The following is an 18,994-nucleotide window of genomic DNA, read 5'->3' as shown; positions in this document are numbered from 1 at the left end:
TGCCCCCCCCCTGGCAGGCCGCTCAACAATCGCAGACCTGAACGAAATCACTCAGGCACTTCAAAAATGGTCGGCTCAAAAAGCTTGGCACGTTCCATCAACGCCTTACGACCCCTGACCCTGAATACCCCAGATCGAAACACTGGTTTTTCGCTGAAAAAAATCACCGCCCCGGAAGGTTCAACCGTATAAAATCGAGCCCATTCAGGCCTGTTCGCCATAATGGCCGCTTTGACTTCATCGGTGAATGTCGGAGGAATCAGACCTGAAGAGCGGTCCAACGTTCGACCCTTCACCCGGTCATCCTGCTCAGACTTGGGCACAACGCACTCAGCACCCCCGACATACACATCCTGACAGCGCGGCACGGGTGTAGAACGATATCGACTCCGACCGGATCGATGTGGATTCAAGCGATGGGGATAACTGATGGAAAAGCAACGAGGGCAACCACAGGCCGGGTTGTGCACCATTCCAAAGATCTCACTGACGTATTTTTATCGATAGGGCTACACGCCAGGGTGGAAGATATCGGTACGCAGCGAGTGAAGCGTTGATTTAAGGCAGGAAGTTAGCCGGACAGGAACAGAGACAAAAACGAGGGGGCGAGGAACTTGCCGAGACAAGTGCCGAGACAATCGACAGAAAAAGAAAAGGCCCGTAGTGTATACTTACGCTACAGGCCTTGTGCAATATGGTGCCGGCACCAAGAGTCGAACTCGGGACCCACTGATTACAAGCTGAGCCAGATCAGCCGTTAAGTCATTGTATTATATAGAATCCTGATTTTCATTTTCGTCCCGTGACACCTTTGTGACACTTTTGGAGAGTTTCGCGGCAGCATCAGCCGCGTTTTTCTGTTGTACCTTTCTTCCGTCCAGGTAAAGCATGGTGGTGTTGATGCTGTCATGGTCTGCCAACTGTTGCACAGAATACGGGTCGGCACCATTAAGTAACATCTGGGTGATCATGGTAGCACGCATTCCCCAGTGGAACGGTTTCAACTTTGGCAGTCCGGCTTTTTTGCAGGCGTCGGTGGCTTTGGCGGAAACGTCACTGGTGTCAGTGTACCACTGGCGACCGTCCCCTTTATCCAGCCAGTACTTCTCATCTTCTCCCCGCTCTGCCAAATCCTTTTTCAAGAACTCATACAGCACATCGTTGATGGGCTTGTCTGGCCACTTGTCTTTCTTGTTTTCCCAGCCCAGAGCTTCATTGTCGCGGATGCGGATAATCCGCCGTTTCATATCAATACAGTCCAGGGGAAGCTGCCAGATTGCACCGAGTCTCAATAGCGACTGGGTAGCCACCATATAGGCCCGCAGCAAATTACGCATATCCCGGATCAACCTTTCATTGTCTGACTTCTCCCGTCGGGTCATCTCCTTGGATCGGTTGGCTATGCCCCGGTCGTATTCACTGATGATGAATCGCCGCAGCTTTTCCAGCTCATCCATTTCCAGGGTGACCATATCCTTCTTTTTCGCCTTGGGCGCATTGACGATGGGCTTATGTTTGAGTATCCGCTGATCGTAGAAACACCACCGAAGGAACACCCTTAGTTGCCTGGCATGCACGTTCTGACTGGTGACCGCCATTGGTCTGCCACTTTTCCCGGGGAGAGTTTTCAGGTGCTGCAGGAACTTAACTTCATGCTCTTTATCGTAATCACGGATGCGATGATTCTGATTAGCCTGGATGTAATACTTGATCGTATTCCGGTAAGACTTCACGGTCTCTTCAGACCGGTGAATCTTCACCTCTTCCAACCAAATCTTGCTAGCCAGTGAGACTGTCCAATTGTTTTTCGCCTGCTGCTTTTTCTGGCGTTCCTGCTTTTCCAGTTCATTCTTCCGCTGAATATCCCGTCCAGCGGTTTGGTATAGCTCCATCAGTTTCAACTGTTTATCCATATCGGATAAATGGCTTAAAGACTCCACAGAACATAATGTCCGACGGACTCCACGGCGGCCCTTCTGCCAACCGTCCTCCGGGGGGAACTCACCCACCCACTTATCGCCTCTAATGGTAAACAGCTTTCTACTCATCCCCTGCTTCCTACCCAGACAGGCATGCCGATGATTTCAACTTGATCTCTACCAACTTCGTACTCTGGCCAGTTAGAATTTGCAGGTTTTATATGCAGCGTATTAGAGAGCGGGGTTGATTGCGTATAACGCAGAAAGAACTGGTCATTGTTGTTAAATCGAATGACATTAACTCCATCTCTATATTTGCGAGATGTATCAATGACTAAATAAGAGTCTTTCATAACCAACACCTCCATAGCGTCACTGGTTTCGTGATACATCACTGCCTTATCCACAGGCACCCCCAGAACATTCACCAGGTAATTACGCTCAAACAAAAACGGCTGCTTTCCTTCCCAGCCAACAAAGGGCAGAGCAACATACCCGGAAGCATTCTGCAGCCCACCAGAATCCGCTTCCCCTTCACCGGTTGCCAGCCAGTTCAGAGACACCCCCGCAGCCTGGGCGATGGACATCACCTGTTGCAAGCCAGGGCTCTTGATCTCATTCCTGATCAGCCGCGACTGCTGGGACGCACTGATCCCGGTTAGCTGCTGAAGAACGGTTGATCCCCCCAACTTCCGCTGAATGAAATGTATACGCTCCCCAAGGGTTTCCATCTGCATAGCGATCAGGCTCCCGAATCGCAAATATGCACAAATGTTGCAAATAAGGGTTGACATCCCCGCTGACAACGGTATTGTCCCTATATGCAAATTTAAAACATATTTGCGAAATTTGTTGAATTTTAGCAAAAATTTAACCGACGCGAGATTTTTTAGCAGCAAAGGGATGCCAATGCAATGAATAAGAATGACCTTTCCGAACTGCTCACAACATTGCTGCAGCGGTTGACCCAGGGGGATGGAGTCGATATCCGCCATGACCGGATGCTCAGTTGCAAGGATGTGATGACTGCCCTGGGTGTCTCCAAGCCCACATTAATGAAAGCGGTACGGGCTGGTGAGTTCCCGGAACCCATCCAGATTGCCGGGCAGGACCGCTGGCCCACATCGGTCATCAACGACCACATCCGGCAGAACAACCCCCAGTTGCAAGCCCAGGAAGAGCTCCGGCAACAGGCCGCCAAAGCCCTGGAGGCCGCACAGCTATGAGTGAGTCAAACCAGCAACAGTCTTCCCGCCCCCACTTCATGGCCTGGCGGGTCACGACCTGGAAAGGGGAACTGGTGGACGAGCCCATCGCCAGCAGTCACCACATGGCCAGGCTGATGGCCTTTGATAACTACGGGCACCGGTTCCCGGACGTACAAACCCCGGTGGATCTGAAGGTCGAGCTGATCGGGGAGGAACAGTAATGGCCTACGACAGGGACGCCGAGATTCTGGACGCGCTGATCAACGACCAGAGTTTCAACTTCAACCAGAAGAACTCCAAGGTGTTGAACCAGGGCATCTGCCCCCAGTGCAAACGGAAATCCGTATGGATCAAGCGGGACAAGCCGGGCCGGGTTCGCTGTGATCACCAGACCAGCTGCGGTTACACCGAAACCACCAAAGAACTGTATTCAGAGTTGTTCGAAAACTACGCGGAAAAACACCCGGCCACCGAAGAGGACCCCAGGGCCACTGCCCGCATCTACCTGTCAGACCGGGGCTTCAACACCGGCATCATTGCCGAATGGTACGACCAGGGCTATTTCCCCCTGAAGGGAGGCACCATGGCCCCCACCGTGCGCATCGAACTGTGGGACGGGTTCTACTGGGAACGGCTGATTGATAAAAAGCACGTCCTCAAGGCCAAGCGGAAAAACAACTACAAAAAAGGCATTCAGTACGCAGGCAAACACTGGCAGCCGCCGGGCTTCATCCTGGAAGACGACGACGAATGCATCATCACTGAAGGCATCTTTAACGCCTGGGTCTTTCTGCACCTGGAACGCAAGGCGGTGGCATCCCTCAGTTCTGGCAACTTTCCGGCACAACTGCTGGAGAACAACCGCCGCCGGGGCATCACCTGGATACTGGCCTACGACAACGACACCGCAGGCCGCACCCATATGAAAGAGTACATCGAGAAGCTGGACAAGATGGGCGAGCAGTGGAAGGTCATGCTGACCCGAACCAGCAAGGCGGACTGGAACGACGAATTCCAGGACGGGAAGGTGGATGACAAATACCTGAACAGTGCCTTATGGCGGGGCTGCCTGACCATGGCCAAAAGTGCCAGGGAAAAGGCATTCTGGCTCTGGGCGAACCGGCCACAAAGTCGGCTGAAAGTAGAGTTCAAACACTCCCTCTACAGCTTCAAAGCCGATGAAAAAGCGACGGGAGAAGTCTACGAAATACTGGGCATCGATGGCTCAGCACTGGACACCCTCTGGATGGATGAAGACCAGGGTGACGTCAGCAACGCCCAGGCGGCCTTTTATGGAAAACTCACCGGAGGCCGTATCAGCAACTGCCTGCCCCGGTTCCTCTACATCGAGCGTGACCCCCTCACCGATGAGCAGGATTATTTCTTTGATGTAACCTTTCGCAACAGCAACCCCCGGCGACTGATCGCCCTGGACGGTTCCAGCCTGGAGTCTGCCAGTAGCCTGAACAAAGCCCTGCTGGGTAAAACATCCGGGGGCACCTTCGACGGTGACGCCTACGACATCAAATCCCTGAAGGAGGAGTGGTTCGACCACCGCACCACCGAAATCACCCGCCTGCGTTTTGTGGGTTACGACAAAGCCAGCCAGGCCTGGGTCTATCCCGAGTTCGGTTTCCATGGGGGCCGGTTCATTGCCCTGAACGATATGGGCTACCTGGCCACCGGATCCAGCAAGGTCAAAACCAAAGTCAGCCACAGCCAGGTGAAAATGATCCACCGGGAGCACCACGACGAAAGCTGGATCAACCTGTTTGAAAAAACCTTTGGCCCCACGGGGCTGATCGTTATGGCCTGGTGGCTCTGCACCCTGTTCGCCGAAATCATCCGGGACAAATACCAGGACTGGCCCTTTCTGGAACTCACCGGCGAACCGGGCACCGGCAAAACCACCCTGCTGAAATTCCTGTGGCGCTGTGTGGGGCGCATCGATGGCTACGAAGGGTTCGACCCGGCCAAGTCTTCCGTCGCCGGTCGATCCAGAACCCTGGAGCGTTACAGCGCCCTGCCCACCGTGGTCATCGAGGCAGACCGGGCCGACAAACCCGGTGCCAAAAAGAGCTTCGACTTCAACGAGTTTAAAGACTTTTTTAATGGCGGGATCATCCGCACCACCGGTGTAAAAAACGGTGGCAACGAAACCGTAGAGCCGCCCTACCGGGGTGGGGTTCTCATTGCCCAGAACGCCAGTGTAGACAGTGACGACGACGCAGTGATGGAGAGGATCGTCCATTGCCACTCCACCAAGGCACACCATACCGCCCATTCAAAAAAGCACGCCCGGCAGATGGCTGCCATGAAAACCGAAGACCTGGCCGGGTGGCTCCACAAGGCTTTGACCAGTGAACGGTCGTTTCTGGAGACCTTCGAACACCGGCTTCAACAAATCCAGGCCAGCTATCAGCAGCGCAAAGAAGTGGTGCGGGAGCGGATCATCGAGAACCACGCCAAGATTGCTGCCGGGGTCTGGTGCCTGAAGATTCTATTCCCAAAGCATATGACCGACGACAAATGCCGCCAGCTGGAAAACACCCTCTGGGACATGGCCGTCATCCGGGAGCGGCGCATCAAGTCCGACAGTCCACTGGTGGAGCAGTTCTGGGAATACTTCGAAGAACTCAACTGGAAGGAGTATGAAGACCCCAACACCGAAGAGACCGTCACCGCAGAGCGGCTGAACCATCACCGGGACCGGGATCTGATCGCCATCAGCCTGGTGGAGTTTGAAGAGCTGGTGAACAAGCGGGGCTTGCAGCGGTTACCCCTGCACGACCTGAAAAAGCAGCTCCCTAACTGCCAGTCCCGCCCATTTGTGAAACGAATGAACGTCAATAGTCAGATAACCAGTAAAAGCAAAAGCTGCTGGGTCTTCCGCAGGGAGGGCTCCCAATGATCCGGCAGCACTTATCTATTACGCGCACGCACGCGCACACGTTAAGGGGCGTCGCTTCCACAGACCCGACAGAGGATCGGAGAAAGCGAATAAAGCGAACCTTTACCGCAGAAGGTGTTATCAGGCCTTTAAAAACAAGGGGATACATAAAAATAGAAAAGCGAATAAAAAGCGAACCTCAAGAGAATAAGTTAGCTAACCGGAAAAATCATAAAAGCGAATATCTGGAAAACAGAAAATCTAATGAAATCAATGATGTGCCTTTTCAGGTTCGCTCAGATTCGCTTTTAACGCGAACCTCTGAAACTCAATTAAAACAACAGGTTAAGGACGATTTAACCCGGCCATTCGCAAGGTTCGCTTTCTGCGATAAACCGTCATCCATTCTGCGACCAGGGAGAGCACCGATGACTGCCCACAGCACCACATACAACATCACCAGAGAACAGCGCCCAGGGGTGGAAGAGGACCGCCGCAACAGCCTGGCCCGTTACCTGATCCACTGCACCCCGGTGCGGCAGAAGGAGTACCTGAAAAACCTGAAGAATGACGAATTGCGCCAGGACATCCTGGAGCGAATGCGTGCCGAGCTGGCCCGGGAAATCGCCCTGATGGACGACAACATGCGCAAGCTGCGACTGGCCCGGATGTTCCAGCGTTGCCAGCGCAACGCCTTTGATCGGGATTTCTTCAAAGACATCACGGCCCGGGTGAATGCCCATCTGGAAGCCCGGAAAACCGGAGCCTGCCATGGATGACAACACCCTGAACCGGCTGGCCCGACGCTACCCGACCCTGGATCTGCAAAGCCTGCGGATTCTGGCCCTGGTGGCGGACTGGCAGGGCGCCTCCATGGCCGAAATCGCCGAAGAGCTGGGCACCTGTCATCAGCATGTGCAGTTCCATGTGGCCATGATGGCCGGGGGCAAAAAAGGCAGGGAGCACAACAGCATGAATCTGTTACTGGTGGAGCCGGATCTGTTCGACCGGCGACGCAAGAACCTGAAACTCACCCTGGCGGGGGAGCGGGTAATCAAGGCCATCAGGCCATTACTTAAATGAGGGAAGAAAAATGAAAACAACAACACAACAACAATGCCAAAAACAACGCCACCCCTGGATCAATGATTTTATTACCGCCTTTGGTTGTCAGGGCATTTTGGTACTGGGCTTTTATATCGGGTCCCTGTTCGCCCGGGAGATCCGGGAGAAGGAGCAGAGCTGGCCGTTTCTGGAACTGGTGGGCGAAAGCGGATCGGGCAAAACCACCCTGCTGGCCTTTCTCTCCAAACTGCTGGGGCGAACCTCTGTCAGTACCGATCCGGTGATGACCACATTGGCAGGGCTCCGGCGGCTGGTCATAGCCAACGGTAATGCCCCTTTCAGCCTGGTGAACCAGGGGGATGAATACAACTTTGACCGGTTCAGAGACTTCTTCAACGGTCATACATTTACCCTTTCTGTACCAGGCAGCACCGAAACCCAGTCTCCGGCCTTTGAAGGTGGTTTGATTATTGAATCAGAAAAGCCTCTGGCATGCAGCGAAGCCCTGGCATCCAGAATGGTGACGGTAGAATTATCAAAAGAAAATCACACGCCGGAATCAACCGCAGCATTACGACGGTTGCAGCAACTAAGAGCCAGTGATTTAAAACCCTTTTTAGAAGAGGTAATGGCGGATAAAGCCTCCATTCTTGAAACCTATCTTTTTGGTAACCATGAGATAGAACAACACTTTAAAGAGTGCCTGACCGAAGAGAACCCGAGGCTATCAACGAATTACGCTCAGGTGTATTCCATCACAGAATTGTTTCTGACCTGGACGCTGGCTAAATCCATTCATCCAGAGTTGAAACCTGTGAAAGATAAAATTCTTCAGGCCATGAAAGGACAGGCAAGAGAAATGGCCCAATGGGCGAAAGAACAGAGCAGAACAACCCAAGAGCCAGAAGCCGACCAACCCAGCCCCGCAGCCCTGGCCGCCATTGCTGCGGAACTTCAATCCCCCGGGCGCACACGGGAAGAATACGCCGAAGCGGTCCAAGTGCTGTATCAGCTGGCGGAAAAGGACACCTCCAGCGGTCGCACCGCTGCCCAGCTGTTACTCAGTGGCTACAACGGCAGCAACTGGCAGCTGGATGTAACGGACCTCTGCCACCTGGATCGGCAGCACCTTCAACAGGCCCTGATGTATCTGGAGTGTCGGGCCAGCCTGCGGATAGAACCCCACGACGTACTGCCTAACGGCAATGATCGGTTTATGGCCATGCAGGATCGCTGGCACCGGTTGCGTGTGGATAACCGCTGGCGTCGTAACTGCGGGGAATGCCACGGAGCCGGAGAGGTTTTCAAATACCCCGAGGACGAATGGAACGAAGAAACCACCACCTGCCCGGACTGCAAGGGCAGCGGTATGGAAACGCCTGCACTGCCCAGAGAAGAGGGGTGGTTCTGATGGTCGCCCGGCACCTTAATGAAACGGCCTTCAACGAAGGCAGTCACGCCCCGGCCACCCGGACACCGGCCAGTCGGCAGGCGGAGCGGGAAGCCCTCTGGCAACAGATGAACGCCTTTGTGGAAGGTGGGGGCGTGGTTCAGTGGGTACCGGCGGGGGTGATGAAGGGAGCGCCACAGCCCGTGGCCAAACCCAAGGCGCCAGCCAGAAAAGAGACAGCCAGGGTGGCGGCCCTGGCTGAGATACCCACCATCATCTCTCAAAGGGACTAACCATGAGCGACTTTCAAGAAACGGTGTTCCTGAACAACCAGCGGAAGTATCGCCTTCAGCATAACAGAAAACGGCGGTTTCGGGTTTTGTTCGGTCAGCGCAAACCACAGGCCCAGCGGAGGACTTGCCATGACCGTTAAACAGAACACCGAGCGGATGCTGGTCGAAGTGATCCAGCTGCATCTGACCCAGTATGGCACCGAAGCCACGGTGCAAGCCCTGGCGGATCGGCTGGCGGGCATCGTTCAGGCCAGCGGCCACACCCATGTGGTACGCCACGGCCCCAACGGTCTGGTGCGGGTGATTGCCCAAACCAAACCCTCGGCCAGTGCAGAGCTGATCCGGGCCTTACTCCCCACCCGGCATTAGCGGGTGGGATGTTCAGCCTGAGTAACGTATTTCTGAATTGAAGGAACATAACAATGAAAAACAAACTGACCGATTTAAATAACCACCTGTTTGCTCAACTGGAACGCCTCAGTGATGAAACCAAAAAAGGTGACGCGTTGATTGAAGAGATTGAGCGCTCCAAAGCGGTGACCTCTATCTCCCGTGAGATCGTCAGCAGTTCCACCCTGCAACTGCGGGCCATTGAATTGAAGGCGGAGTATTTCGGCCTGGGCAAGGGAGATTTGCCGGTAACTATGGCCATCGAGGGGGATAAATGATGGCCAGAAAAGTGGTTCAGTACAGCCCGGAAGAGCTGGCTTTTATCCAGGCACATTGCCAACTGCCCCGCCGGGAATTGTTAAAACGGCTTCAGAAAGTATTCTGCCGCCCGGATGTGACTTATGAAAACCTGAAGGATCTATGCACCCGAAAGGGGTGGCGTACCGGGCGAACCGGCCGCTTTGAAAAAGGTCATATTCCCAGCCCCGATTCAGGAGCTAAAGGCCCCACGAAAACGTCCTTCAAAAAGGGAAACCGCCCCCATAACTGGATGCCTGTTGGCAGTACCCGGGTATCCACCATTGGCTATCTGGAAACCAAAATAGCCGAGCCCAATATCTGGAAACAGCAACACATCCTGTTATGGGAAGCCAACCATGGGCCTGTGCCCAACGGCCATATTCTGGTGTTTATCGACGGTGATAAAAACAATGTGGTTCTTGATAACCTGGAGTGCATCACCCGACGCGAACACGTTCGAATCAACAAGCTGCGCTGTTATTCCCATCCGAAGGAAGTTCAGCCCACGATTCGATTAATCGGGAAGTTAAAAGCCCGGATCGGTGAGCTGGAAGCGGCGGAACAAGAATCAAATGACCACCAATGAGCAGGCGCTGCTGGAATTGAACCTGGAACTGGAGGCCTTGCGCCAGCAGCGCCCCAGCACCCCGGAACAGCACCGCAGGCTGGCAGCGCGTATTCACTGGATCGGGGTATTGATTCAATTAATTCACCATGTGGAGAAAGAGTGATGGATATCAAACAAAAACTGATTGCAGAAATAGCTTCAGAACAGGGGGACGCTGTTTTTTGTAATAGCAACATCGAGCGCCCTTTCTGGAGTTATTGTTTTCTCGTGGAACTGGAGGGTTGGTGGTATCAAGTGGCCGAAGATTATGAAACTTTCGAGCGTTTACCGGCCTTTGTGAGATCCAGAGGTGAAGCCGGATCATTCATCCGGGCTGCGAATCAATGGTTTATTAAAGGACAGAAAGCCGGTATGGAGGATGCCAAAAGAGAATTTAAGAGCTGGTTTAAGTGATCAACAAGGTTCCCACGCTGGAGCGTGGGAACCATAAACGGGAGATACACATGATTAATGACTTTAAACAGCCTGCACAGTATTGGATTGCTGACATCCTTCAAAATTTTGGAAAGCAGCTTTCGCAAGGAGAAGACCCTAGCGTGACAATCCAATTTAGGGAGGCTGAATTTGAAATAAGGTTGAATAAGCTTGAAGGTTTTTTTGAGCGCAAAGAGTTCTCTATCAATATTCCATCAGAAAATGATGGATGAATATAACAACTTGAATAAAAGGAAAATCAAATGGGAAACGATTACATATTGGATACAGAAACCACCGGGTTGTCTGAATCCTCTGAAATTGTAGAAATCGCCATCATCCGCCTTGATGATGGAAAAGTGATATTCAATAGCCTGGTCAGCCCGACCACACCCATTCCCGCAGAGGTGACGGACATTCACGGTATCACCGATGCCATGGTAGAGGATGCCCCCGCCTGGATCGAGATTCACAGCGAGGTCTGTTCAATCCTTGAAAAGGCGGATCGGGTGTATATCTATAACGCCGACTTCGACCGTCGTCTACTGCACCAGACAGCACAGAGCTATGGGCTCTCTATTCCTGACTTTACTGCAACCTGTGTTATGAACTGGAATACCCGGATAAATGAACTTGATCCGTATCGTTTTCGGGAAAAGCTGGTCAAGGTTGCCAGCCGCTACGGTTTCCCCTTTGAAGAAGGCAAAGCCCACAGGGCCTTATACGACTGCCAGATGACCCGGTTTATTATTCCGCACCTGTCCGCCAGGCAGGAACACCATGACCGGTTGAAAGAGAAAGCCAGAAAAGAGCAGCTATACCGTGATCGGGTTCGTGCCAGAAAAATGGCCCTGGTGCCCACAGGGGTTCACATTGTTGCAGGAAGACCCCGCCGGGTCATTGATGCCCAGGGAAATGAATATGGTTACGGCGTGCCCTCGGGAAAAGAATACGTCACCCTTTCCAATCTGCGATTGAAAGACCTGCACCGGGCCGAGTTTGCCGGGATCTGTGTCAGCACATACGGGGATAAGGGTTACTTCTTCAGATTAAAAGAAGATCTTTCTGAATAGTGGATAGTTCCCACGTTTCGGCGTGGGAATTAATGGAGGTTATGCGTGCAAACAATCGATGATATCTTCGAAGTGGTTGAGGATCTGGCATTCAGAAGGTTTTCAGATGCTAGCCATATCGAAAACTCTGCAACTAAGTATCAGGAAAACGGTAATCACAATAAAGCCAAACACCTGAGAATGGTCTCAAGGGCCCACTCGAAGGCGGGTGATGATTTGATGCGGTTGAGGGACCAGCTTGTTAATCATGCCAGTGATCATTATCGCGAAAAGTTTATTCCTTACTGAATAAGTCGAGCCTGAAAAAACAAAACCGGCAAAATCGCCAGTATAACGGTTAAACATAATTCGGAATTTCACGGATAGAAGCGGTTAATTTTTAGTGATTAACTGGCGCGGCATACTAATAACGCGCTATGGAGTACTCCGTGAAAGCCGAAGTAAATGCTCAGTCTTTAGCCGCTCTCGCCCAACCACTGAATCAGCCCGGCACCGCTCTGGTGATGAACCGGGTTGACCAGTCCATGCACCGTGTGTGTGTTCCCTGCTTTGATCCGATTCTGGATCTGGACGCGCCACAGGCCCGAACCAATGAAGCGGTGGAATTGCTTTCCCTGCTGCTGGCACTCACCGAAACCTGTCGATCCGTAGAGGTCACCGACCCGGCCATTCAGGGGGCGGGCAGTCTGCTGCGCCGCTGCATCAACCTGATCAGTACCGATATTCAACCGGTGGATCATTCGCCAGACTCCCCGGAGGATTTCAGCGCCCGCACCTCCTGACGCAGGCTCCTCAGTTCGTTCAGCACCTCTTCCATCAGTTGATCCTTCTGGAAAGAGGCTTCCAGCCGGTGCAGGTATTCCGCATTCTGCGACCGCTTGTTTTCCCGGGCCGACCGGGAAATCCGCTCTTTCAGCTCTTCAGGCAGTCGCAGGTTAAATACTGGGAATTCTCGGCTCACGGCAGCTATAACACGCAGTAATAAAGCTCGCATTGTATGCCCCATTGGGTTCTGTTCTGTAGTTTCACCGTGACACTACGGTATACAGCACACAAAAATAGCGGGTTTGGCCAGGAGGGGAAGGGCAGGCAAAAAAAACGGCCTGCTAAGAAGTGGAGAGGGTAGAAAACAGTTCCTGTTGCTGCTGGTGATTCATGGTTGAGAGCTTCTCCCGAACGTCTTTCGGGAGCATCAGGGCAGAGGGGGACAGAATATGACTGAACTCAACCGTCAATACAAACCCCAGACCACAACTGGGGTTGTTACAGGTGCAATACAGTTTTTTCAGTTTTGAGGATTCCACAACACTGTCTTGAATAGTGGCAATCTCGTTACAGATTTCGCAGCGAACCCTGACACTCATACTCTTATTATCCTGAAAGACCAACTGACCTTGTGACACTATTTATTATGACAGTCAGGCATCCGCTCTTCCAGCTTCAGCGGATGCACGGTGTTAAGTGGCCTCAAAACGCACCTGTCCCCCCGGTGGCAGCCAGTCATTAATATCCAGCAACTGCTCCCGGATCGGCAGGATTTCATTCTTTTCATACACCGCATCCACCTTGGTGATGTCCCCGAAGTTGCTGTTACCACTGGGCAGGACACTGGCCATGGCGGCGGGAATTCGGTGGGCGGCAATGATATCGTCCCGGCTGATGTTCTTGATGTTCTCCAGTTCATCCTTGGTGCTGAAGTCGCCAACCGGCAAAATCTGGATGTCTTTCTCCCGCCCCCCGGGCAGGTGTAAAAACATATTTCGGAAATTGCCCACGCCCTTGCTGGATTTGATCGCTTTTTTAATGGCTTCCTGATCCTCTTCCCCCAGGCCGCTGGAGCTGGAGTAGAAGATGTACCCCATATGGGCACCGTTCAAATAGTATTTTCTTCTGAACAGGGTGGCGTCTTCATTGAGCAACATGGACTGGATCGCCCCCAGGTACCAGGGCACCCCGTAGATGTTCTGGACCACGTCGTAATTCTTGATATGCACCACTTCCCCCAGGCGGAATTTCACCATCCGCCCGTCGTTGGTGATCAGGCCGTAGCGCCCCGGCTCTTTTAACCGGCGCATATTAATGGCGGGCAGGTGTCGGGTGGCCACGGTCTCCCCGGCCACATCCCGAATGCGTTGTATGTAGCCGTTTTTGAACACCATATAGTCCGTGACAAAGGCATACATCACCTTGCGGGACAGCACCTGCGAAGGTTTGAAGCCTCGCATCACCATATTGATGATGAATTCGATAATGGGGCCGTGGAAGGCATTGGCCCGGAGCAACCGCGCCAGGCCATTGAGGGAGACCGGGGGCATATAGTAGTCACCGTTATCGGAAAGCTGACTGCCCACATAATCATTGATCTGCCCTGCCAGTACCGTTTCCGGGTCACCAAATGAAAACGCCATGGCGCTTTGATGCTGTTCAGCAGGCGCTGAAAATGATGGTTTTTTGCCCGGGTTTGTCCTTTGTTTCGCCATCCGTTTCGCCATCCGTTTAGCTTTCCGTGTACTCATCGTCCGTTTGCTCATCGGGCCTCTCCATTATTCGTTGCGTTTATGCTGAATCAGCCAAAATCAGCCAAAGGCCAGAACGCTGTTGTTCTGCTGACTGGTGTCCAGGGGTTCATGGATCAATGCGTGCATCGTGGCCCAGGCCACATCCGCATGACCTGTGGTGTTGGTGCGCCCGGCGCTGTAAGTCATGCCACCGCTGCTGGTGCTGGTCTGGCGAATGGTGAGAAAGGCGTGGGCAAAGTCGGTCCAGTCTTGTGGGTATTCAATGCGCCCCTCTTCAAACACGCTTTTGCCTTTTTGAACCAGCAGGTTTTTAGTGTTCGGGCTGTAATGAATGGCCTGGGCCAGGGGGAAAAATCCTTTGATAATATCGAACACACCCAGCCCAGGGCCGGTGGTATCGACGCCGATATGCTGAAAGTTGAATTGCCGGGTTAGCTGCCGTATTTGATCCGCCTGCCAGGTGAAGCTTTTATCTTTCCAGTGCAGTTTTTGCAGAGCCCGGAATTTGCCCCCGGGTTGCAGCGGGGGGGCCAGAATCACAAAGGAGGCGTCGTCCCGATGTCGGCTGGGATCGTACCCGCCGTAGACCGGAACATTCCCCAGGGGCCGGAGGGCATCGGGATTAAAGTCTTGCCAGGTGTCCGGATCGACGGCGCACGCCTGCAACGAGGCCAGCTGGAATACGCCCAGGGTGTCATCAATAAACACACACATAAAGAGCTGCTTAAACCGGTCCGGGTCGTATTCCAGTTGCAGCTCTCTCTTGTCGATCCGGTCAAAGCCCCCATTAATGGCGTCGTCCAGGGTGATGATTTTGCGCCAGTGGTTATCCGGGCAGAGCACCCCGCTTTGCAGTTGCCTGAATCCTGGAAACTCCACCCGTTTGCGCTTGAACCGTTTGTTGTAAATATCCCCGGTCCACCGTGGGTAGGCTTCATGGTTGACGGCACTGGGCGTACTGAACACCGTGCGGGTAAACTGCTTATGGGTTGCCATGGCCGTGGCGACGTTATACAGCTCATCAAAGTTCCGTATCCAGAACGCTTCATCAATGTACACATGGCCGCTTTCGGACTGGGCCGACATGGAATTGTTACTTAAAAAGTGCAGCCCGCATTTCCCCTTCTGGGAATTGATCATCAGGGGGTTGCCCTTCAGTTCAATATCAAAATCTTCCGCAACCAGCTTGGTGATGTATTTACGAAAGACTTCCGCCTGGCGGCGGGTAGCGGATAGAAAGATATGGTCCTCCCCGGTCAGTACCGCACGCATTAACGCTTCCTGGGAAAAATACCAGGTGGCTCCAATCTGGCGGCTTTTGAGAATAAACCGGTTGCGCTGGTCCCGGGCGTCGTACAACTCCTTTTGCCCTTTATACCACCGCTTGAACCACTTCTGCTTAAAATCCTTTTCCGTCAGAAAGGACAAATCATTTTTGATTTTCTGTTTTTTATTACGCACCACCGCCGGAGCGCCAGAAACCTTTTTTTGAACCGCCTGCACGGCTTCTGAGCTGGCGGGTTCTATTTGAAGTTTGGCATTGCTGATTTCCACCTGGCGAAACTTGCCTAAAGCATTCAACTGTTTAATCAGCCGATCCATTTCATTTAAATGCGTTTCGGTTTTGTCTTCTTTTTCTGCCAGCAGGGTCAGCCGCCGCTGAATGGCGTCTTCCACGGATTCATGGCGCAGGAACGCCTGCCAGTCGTACGCCCCCTGCCAGTAATAGAGGGTACGCCGGGGCACATTGAGTTCTTCCGCAATTTCTGGAATGGTGTACTTCCGGAGATAGAGCGACCGGGCTGCTATCCTGATTTCTTCCGGATAGTGTTTTTTTCCGCTTTTACTGGCATTGGCTGTCATACCCGAATAATAAAACCCATTCTCTCCCCGCTGCGTTTTTTAAAATCGAATACCGTCAAAATCCGATTTAATTGAATGGCCGCTTTGGTGTTGTCTGATTAGGATTCGGGTATCAGTTAACGAATTTATTCATTCATAACACGAGCCGGGATTATGTAATGCCAAAACTGGTCACCGATTGGGTCAAGGTTGCCGAGAGCGGCAAAACCATCGACGGGCGAACCATTGAGGCGTCCTGGTTGCTGGATGCCGCTGAACTCTATTCCAAAGAAAAATACACCGCCATTATCACCCTGGAACACTTCTCCCCGGACTGGGCCGGAAACTACGGCACAGTGGAAGCCCTGAAAGCGGAACAGGACGGAGAGACCGTCAGCCTGTTCGCCAAACTCTGCCCCTCTGATGAACTGCGCTGGATCAACAAACAGGGCCAGAAACTCTTTACATCCATTGCCCTGGTGCCCAATTTTCAGGATACCGGCCGGATGTACCTGAACCAGCTGGGGGTCACCGATGTGCCCGCTTCCGTGGGTACCCAGCAGTTGGAGTTTCGGATAAAAGACGACCGGCAGCTGGTTCAGGGTGTTGAATTACCGCCCCTGACCTTTGCCCGTGAATCGGAAGAACTCACCCCTGCGGAACACTCCCTGTTCAAGAAATTCAAGGCGCTGGTCTTCAGCGCTCCAAACCCCACTGGCTCCACATCCGAGACTGAAGACGAGGACCTCCCCATGACTCCGGAAGAGATGAAAACCGCCATCGCCACAGCGGTGGCCGAAGCCTTTGCCGCCCAGAAGCCTGAAGCACCTGCACCGGTCGTTGAAGGCGACAGCAACGTGCACGAACTGGTTTCTGCCGAAGCCTTTAACGCCCTGAAGGCCGAGTCCGAGCAGCACAAGGCGGATCTTCAGGCCGTGACAGAAAAATTCAATGCCCTGGAGGGTCGCCTGAAAGAGGTGGTGCCTCCTACCGAGATCGACAACCCCGGGGAATCCGGCGACCAGAACCCCGGCTTTTAAGGTCGGCGATTAAGGACAAACGCAGCCTTTTAGGGCCTCCAAGGAGAATTGCCGTGAAACAGAAAACCCGCAAACAATTTAACGCCTACCTGGATGGGCTCGCCAACGTCAATGGCGTGGAGGATACCACCGTCAAGTTCAATGTGGTGCCCGCTGCCGTCCAGGGCCTGCAGGACAAGATTGTGGAGCAGTCCACTTTCCTGCCCAAGATCAATGTGGTCACCGTGGCGGAACAGGATGGCGAGAACATCAAGACCAGTATTTCCGGTCCTGCCTCCGGTCGCACCAACACCCCTTCAAACCGCCGTGAGCCCAAAGACGCCCTGGCCATGGAAAAGTACGGTTACAAGCTGGTGCAGGTGAACACCGATGTGGCCCTGAGTTACAGCAAGCTGGATGCCTGGGCGCACCTGGGCAACCTCAATGACCTGATCCGCCGTTATACCAGTGCCCAGATTGCCAACGACCGGGAAATCGTCGGCTGGTACGGAGAGACCGCCGCCGCCGATTCCGATATCGGTGCCAACCCCATGCTTCAGGACGTGAACAAGGGCTGGATGCAGTACATGCGGGACAAAAAGGCCGCCAACATCCTTACCGAAGGAGGCACCAGCGGGCAGATCCGTTTCGGGGCCGGGGGCGATTTCGAGGGGCTGGATCATGCCATCTCTGACCTGGTGTCCGGTATTCCCGTTTTCCTGCGCCGCAACCTGGTGGCCCTGATCGGTGATGAACTGGTGATGATGGAGAAGCAGCGCCTTTACCAGGCCATCTCCCTGGCACCCACAGAAAAGACCCTGGCCACCCAGGCGCTGATGCAGTTCGGTGGCGTCAGCGAGTGGGAAACACCGTCCAACTTCCCGGGCCGGGGGCTGGTGATCACCACCTACCAGAACCTCTCCATCTATCTGCAGGAAGACACCTGGAGACGGAACCTGAAGGAAGAGACCGAGTACGACCGCTACGTGGACTACAACAGCCGCAACGAAGGCTGTGTGGTGGAAACCCCGGAGCAGTTCGTGGGCTTCGAATTCAAAAACGTAGTGCTTCCCGACGGTCAGGGCGGCTGGGCGTAACCGGGCAGCGTTTAAAAGACAGGCGGTTCGCCGCCTTCTTTTTAAAGGTCTCTTTGATAGGGATATTGGAGTGACCTTTAAAAAGGAATCCATTGCAAATACAGGGTGAGACCATGCAATCAATCATGCAGCAATTTCAGGCCCGGATGGCCAAACAGGAACAACAACCGTCGCAACCGGGCAGCCCGACTCCGGCCACAGCGACGGTGCCTGCGGTCAACGTCAACAGCTCCATGCAGCAGCAGCAGAACGGCCAGCTGATGGCCTCCGCCATGGAAGAAGACCTGAAGACCCTGAAGAACATCAAAAGCACCGAACGCAAGGAACAGCTGAAAAAAGAGCAGCTGGTGCCCAAATACCGCGCCTTTATCGAAGCCCTGGTACAGGCCGGTAAAACCCACCCGATTCTCACCCAGTTTCTGGTGTGGCTGTTTGATATTGGTGAGATAGCCCGGGCCGTGGCCCTGGGCAATTACTGTCTGGCCCATAACCTGGCATTGCCGGAGCGGTTCAAGCGGGAGCTGTACGTCTATCTGGCTGACGAGATTCTTAAATTCTCCCTGGGGGAATTTAAAGCAGGCCGAAGCCCGGAGCCGTTTTTCTCCGATCAGTTTGACCAAGTGCGTTCCGGGGATTGGGACATGCCTGATGCCGTCACCGCCAAATATTTCCGCCTGGCCGGTGAGATGGCCCTGGCACGGGAAGACATTGCATCCGCTGTACAACTACTGGAGCGAGCCATGGATCTGGGGGAAAAAGTGAAAACGCCTCTGGACAAGGCCCGGAATAAGTTGGCAAGGCTGGAAGAGCAGGCAGCACACAACGAAAACGGGCAGGAACCCGAATAGGCTCCTCACCCCACCCGCCCCGGGCGCTGACGGTGCGAACAGTTACCCAGGTAACCGCCAAGCCATCAGTGGGTTAGCCCGGGAACTATTTAGTAGAGA

The 18,994-nt window shown here is 53.5% G+C and carries 27 protein-coding genes; 20 read left to right on the top strand and 7 right to left on the bottom strand.

What is annotated here, in order from left to right; translation table 11 throughout:
• Positions 1–47 precede the first annotated feature (47 nt).
• The 3 genes from ACNRUY_RS03525 to ACNRUY_RS03515 form a co-directional block, all read right to left on the bottom strand.
• On the bottom strand, positions 48–323 hold the full coding sequence (locus ACNRUY_RS03525; protein WP_488110258.1) for a hypothetical protein: 276 nt from the start codon (positions 321–323) through the stop codon (positions 48–50).
• Between the two features lie 447 nt (positions 324–770).
• A complete protein-coding gene (locus ACNRUY_RS03520) occupies positions 771–2,048 on the bottom strand; it encodes a tyrosine-type recombinase/integrase (RefSeq protein ID WP_488110257.1) in 1,278 nt (425 codons plus the stop codon).
• Positions 2,045–2,656: a S24 family peptidase gene (locus ACNRUY_RS03515; protein WP_488110256.1), complete on the bottom strand. Its 612-nt coding sequence runs from the start codon at positions 2,654–2,656 to the stop codon at positions 2,045–2,047. Before ACNRUY_RS03515 ends, ACNRUY_RS03520 begins: the two co-directional genes overlap by 4 nt.
• 177 nt (positions 2,657–2,833) lie before the next feature.
• On the opposite strand from ACNRUY_RS03515, the gene ACNRUY_RS03510 reads away from it, so the two are divergent.
• The 17 genes from ACNRUY_RS03510 (at position 2,834) to ACNRUY_RS03430 (ending at position 12,352) form a co-directional block, all read left to right on the top strand.
• The gene (locus ACNRUY_RS03510; RefSeq protein ID WP_488110255.1) at positions 2,834–3,145 is read left to right on the top strand and encodes a helix-turn-helix transcriptional regulator; all 312 of its coding nucleotides are present in this window, start codon (positions 2,834–2,836) and stop codon (positions 3,143–3,145) included.
• Positions 3,142–3,348 carry a hypothetical protein gene (locus ACNRUY_RS03505; protein WP_488110254.1) on the top strand — a complete coding sequence of 69 codons (207 nt, stop codon included), beginning with the start codon at positions 3,142–3,144 and terminating at the stop codon, positions 3,346–3,348. The genes ACNRUY_RS03510 and ACNRUY_RS03505 overlap by 4 nt, the downstream gene beginning before the upstream one ends.
• Positions 3,348–6,038 carry a toprim domain-containing protein gene (locus ACNRUY_RS03500; protein WP_488110253.1) on the top strand — a complete coding sequence of 897 codons (2,691 nt, stop codon included), beginning with the start codon at positions 3,348–3,350 and terminating at the stop codon, positions 6,036–6,038. The genes ACNRUY_RS03505 and ACNRUY_RS03500 overlap by 1 nt, the downstream gene beginning before the upstream one ends.
• A 407-nt stretch (positions 6,039–6,445) precedes the next feature.
• Entirely contained in the window at positions 6,446–6,796 is a 351-nt protein-coding gene (locus tag ACNRUY_RS03495) for a hypothetical protein (protein WP_488110252.1), read from the top strand.
• Complete coding sequence (locus ACNRUY_RS03490; protein ID WP_488110251.1) at positions 6,789–7,100, top strand: hypothetical protein; 312 nt, start codon at positions 6,789–6,791, stop codon at positions 7,098–7,100. Before ACNRUY_RS03495 ends, ACNRUY_RS03490 begins: the two co-directional genes overlap by 8 nt.
• A 10-nt stretch (positions 7,101–7,110) precedes the next feature.
• Positions 7,111–8,493: a DUF7673 family protein gene (locus ACNRUY_RS03485; protein WP_488110250.1), complete on the top strand. Its 1,383-nt coding sequence runs from the start codon at positions 7,111–7,113 to the stop codon at positions 8,491–8,493.
• Entirely contained in the window at positions 8,484–8,765 is a 282-nt protein-coding gene (locus ACNRUY_RS03480) for a hypothetical protein (RefSeq protein WP_488110249.1), read from the top strand. The genes ACNRUY_RS03485 and ACNRUY_RS03480 overlap by 10 nt, the downstream gene beginning before the upstream one ends.
• Before the next feature lie 2 nt (positions 8,766–8,767).
• Positions 8,768–8,905 carry a hypothetical protein gene (locus ACNRUY_RS03475; protein WP_488110248.1) on the top strand — a complete coding sequence of 46 codons (138 nt, stop codon included), beginning with the start codon at positions 8,768–8,770 and terminating at the stop codon, positions 8,903–8,905.
• Positions 8,895–9,134, top strand: a complete 240-nt coding sequence (locus ACNRUY_RS03470) for a hypothetical protein (RefSeq protein WP_488110247.1) — start codon at positions 8,895–8,897, stop codon at positions 9,132–9,134. Before ACNRUY_RS03475 ends, ACNRUY_RS03470 begins: the two co-directional genes overlap by 11 nt.
• A 53-nt stretch (positions 9,135–9,187) precedes the next feature.
• Complete coding sequence (locus ACNRUY_RS03465; protein ID WP_488110246.1) at positions 9,188–9,433, top strand: hypothetical protein; 246 nt, start codon at positions 9,188–9,190, stop codon at positions 9,431–9,433.
• Positions 9,430–10,041: an HNH endonuclease signature motif containing protein gene (locus ACNRUY_RS03460; protein ID WP_488110245.1), complete on the top strand. Its 612-nt coding sequence runs from the start codon at positions 9,430–9,432 to the stop codon at positions 10,039–10,041. The genes ACNRUY_RS03465 and ACNRUY_RS03460 overlap by 4 nt, the downstream gene beginning before the upstream one ends.
• Positions 10,028–10,186 (top strand): hypothetical protein, encoded by a 159-nt coding sequence (locus ACNRUY_RS03455; protein ID WP_488110244.1) that lies wholly within the window; start codon positions 10,028–10,030, stop codon positions 10,184–10,186. Before ACNRUY_RS03460 ends, ACNRUY_RS03455 begins: the two co-directional genes overlap by 14 nt.
• The gene (locus ACNRUY_RS03450; protein ID WP_488110243.1) at positions 10,186–10,476 is read left to right on the top strand and encodes a hypothetical protein; all 291 of its coding nucleotides are present in this window, start codon (positions 10,186–10,188) and stop codon (positions 10,474–10,476) included. Before ACNRUY_RS03455 ends, ACNRUY_RS03450 begins: the two co-directional genes overlap by 1 nt.
• Positions 10,477–10,526: 50 nt before the next feature.
• Positions 10,527–10,730 carry a hypothetical protein gene (locus tag ACNRUY_RS03445; RefSeq protein WP_488110242.1) on the top strand — a complete coding sequence of 68 codons (204 nt, stop codon included), beginning with the start codon at positions 10,527–10,529 and terminating at the stop codon, positions 10,728–10,730.
• A 30-nt stretch (positions 10,731–10,760) separates the two neighbouring features.
• Positions 10,761–11,570, top strand: coding sequence for a 3'-5' exonuclease (locus tag ACNRUY_RS03440; protein ID WP_488110241.1), 810 nt, complete (start codon positions 10,761–10,763; stop codon positions 11,568–11,570).
• 45 nt (positions 11,571–11,615) lie between these two features.
• Positions 11,616–11,858, top strand: a complete 243-nt coding sequence (locus ACNRUY_RS03435; protein ID WP_488110240.1) for a hypothetical protein — start codon at positions 11,616–11,618, stop codon at positions 11,856–11,858.
• Positions 11,859–11,998: 140 nt separating this feature from the next.
• Positions 11,999–12,352, top strand: coding sequence for a hypothetical protein (locus tag ACNRUY_RS03430; RefSeq protein WP_488110239.1), 354 nt, complete (start codon positions 11,999–12,001; stop codon positions 12,350–12,352).
• On the opposite strand, the gene ACNRUY_RS03425 is transcribed toward ACNRUY_RS03430, so the two are convergent.
• The 4 genes from ACNRUY_RS03425 to ACNRUY_RS03410 all read right to left on the bottom strand — a co-directional run bounded on the left by ACNRUY_RS03425 (position 12,307) and on the right by ACNRUY_RS03410 (position 15,952).
• Positions 12,307–12,564 (bottom strand): Arc family DNA-binding protein, encoded by a 258-nt coding sequence (locus tag ACNRUY_RS03425; protein WP_488110238.1) that lies wholly within the window; start codon positions 12,562–12,564, stop codon positions 12,307–12,309. The two genes, ACNRUY_RS03430 and ACNRUY_RS03425, sit on opposite strands and share 46 nt — an antisense overlap.
• A 112-nt stretch (positions 12,565–12,676) precedes the next feature.
• Positions 12,677–12,934, bottom strand: coding sequence for an ogr/Delta-like zinc finger family protein (locus ACNRUY_RS03420; protein ID WP_488110237.1), 258 nt, complete (start codon positions 12,932–12,934; stop codon positions 12,677–12,679).
• Positions 12,935–13,027: 93 nt separating this feature from the next.
• Positions 13,028–14,101, bottom strand: a complete 1,074-nt coding sequence (locus tag ACNRUY_RS03415) for a phage portal protein (protein WP_488110236.1) — start codon at positions 14,099–14,101, stop codon at positions 13,028–13,030.
• Positions 14,102–14,146: 45 nt separating this feature from the next.
• The gene (locus tag ACNRUY_RS03410; protein WP_488110235.1) at positions 14,147–15,952 is read right to left on the bottom strand and encodes a terminase large subunit domain-containing protein; all 1,806 of its coding nucleotides are present in this window, start codon (positions 15,950–15,952) and stop codon (positions 14,147–14,149) included.
• Positions 15,953–16,110: 158 nt separating this feature from the next.
• Here ACNRUY_RS03410 and ACNRUY_RS03405 point away from each other — a divergent pair, with 158 nt between their 5' ends.
• From ACNRUY_RS03405 to gpM, 3 genes are all read left to right on the top strand, one after another.
• On the top strand, positions 16,111–16,971 hold the full coding sequence (locus tag ACNRUY_RS03405; RefSeq protein WP_488110234.1) for a GPO family capsid scaffolding protein: 861 nt from the start codon (positions 16,111–16,113) through the stop codon (positions 16,969–16,971).
• Between the two features lie 53 nt (positions 16,972–17,024).
• Positions 17,025–18,047 (top strand): phage major capsid protein, P2 family, encoded by a 1,023-nt coding sequence (locus tag ACNRUY_RS03400; protein ID WP_488110233.1) that lies wholly within the window; start codon positions 17,025–17,027, stop codon positions 18,045–18,047.
• A 113-nt stretch (positions 18,048–18,160) separates the two neighbouring features.
• Positions 18,161–18,895, top strand: a complete 735-nt coding sequence (gene gpM, locus ACNRUY_RS03395) for a phage terminase small subunit (RefSeq protein WP_488110232.1) — start codon at positions 18,161–18,163, stop codon at positions 18,893–18,895.
• Positions 18,896–18,994: the final 99 nt, after the last annotated feature.

The organism is Endozoicomonas sp. Z74, from assembly GCF_057680865.1.
The sequence above is the reverse complement of the archived record's forward strand: the minus strand, read 5'-3'. Positions and strand labels throughout refer to the sequence as shown.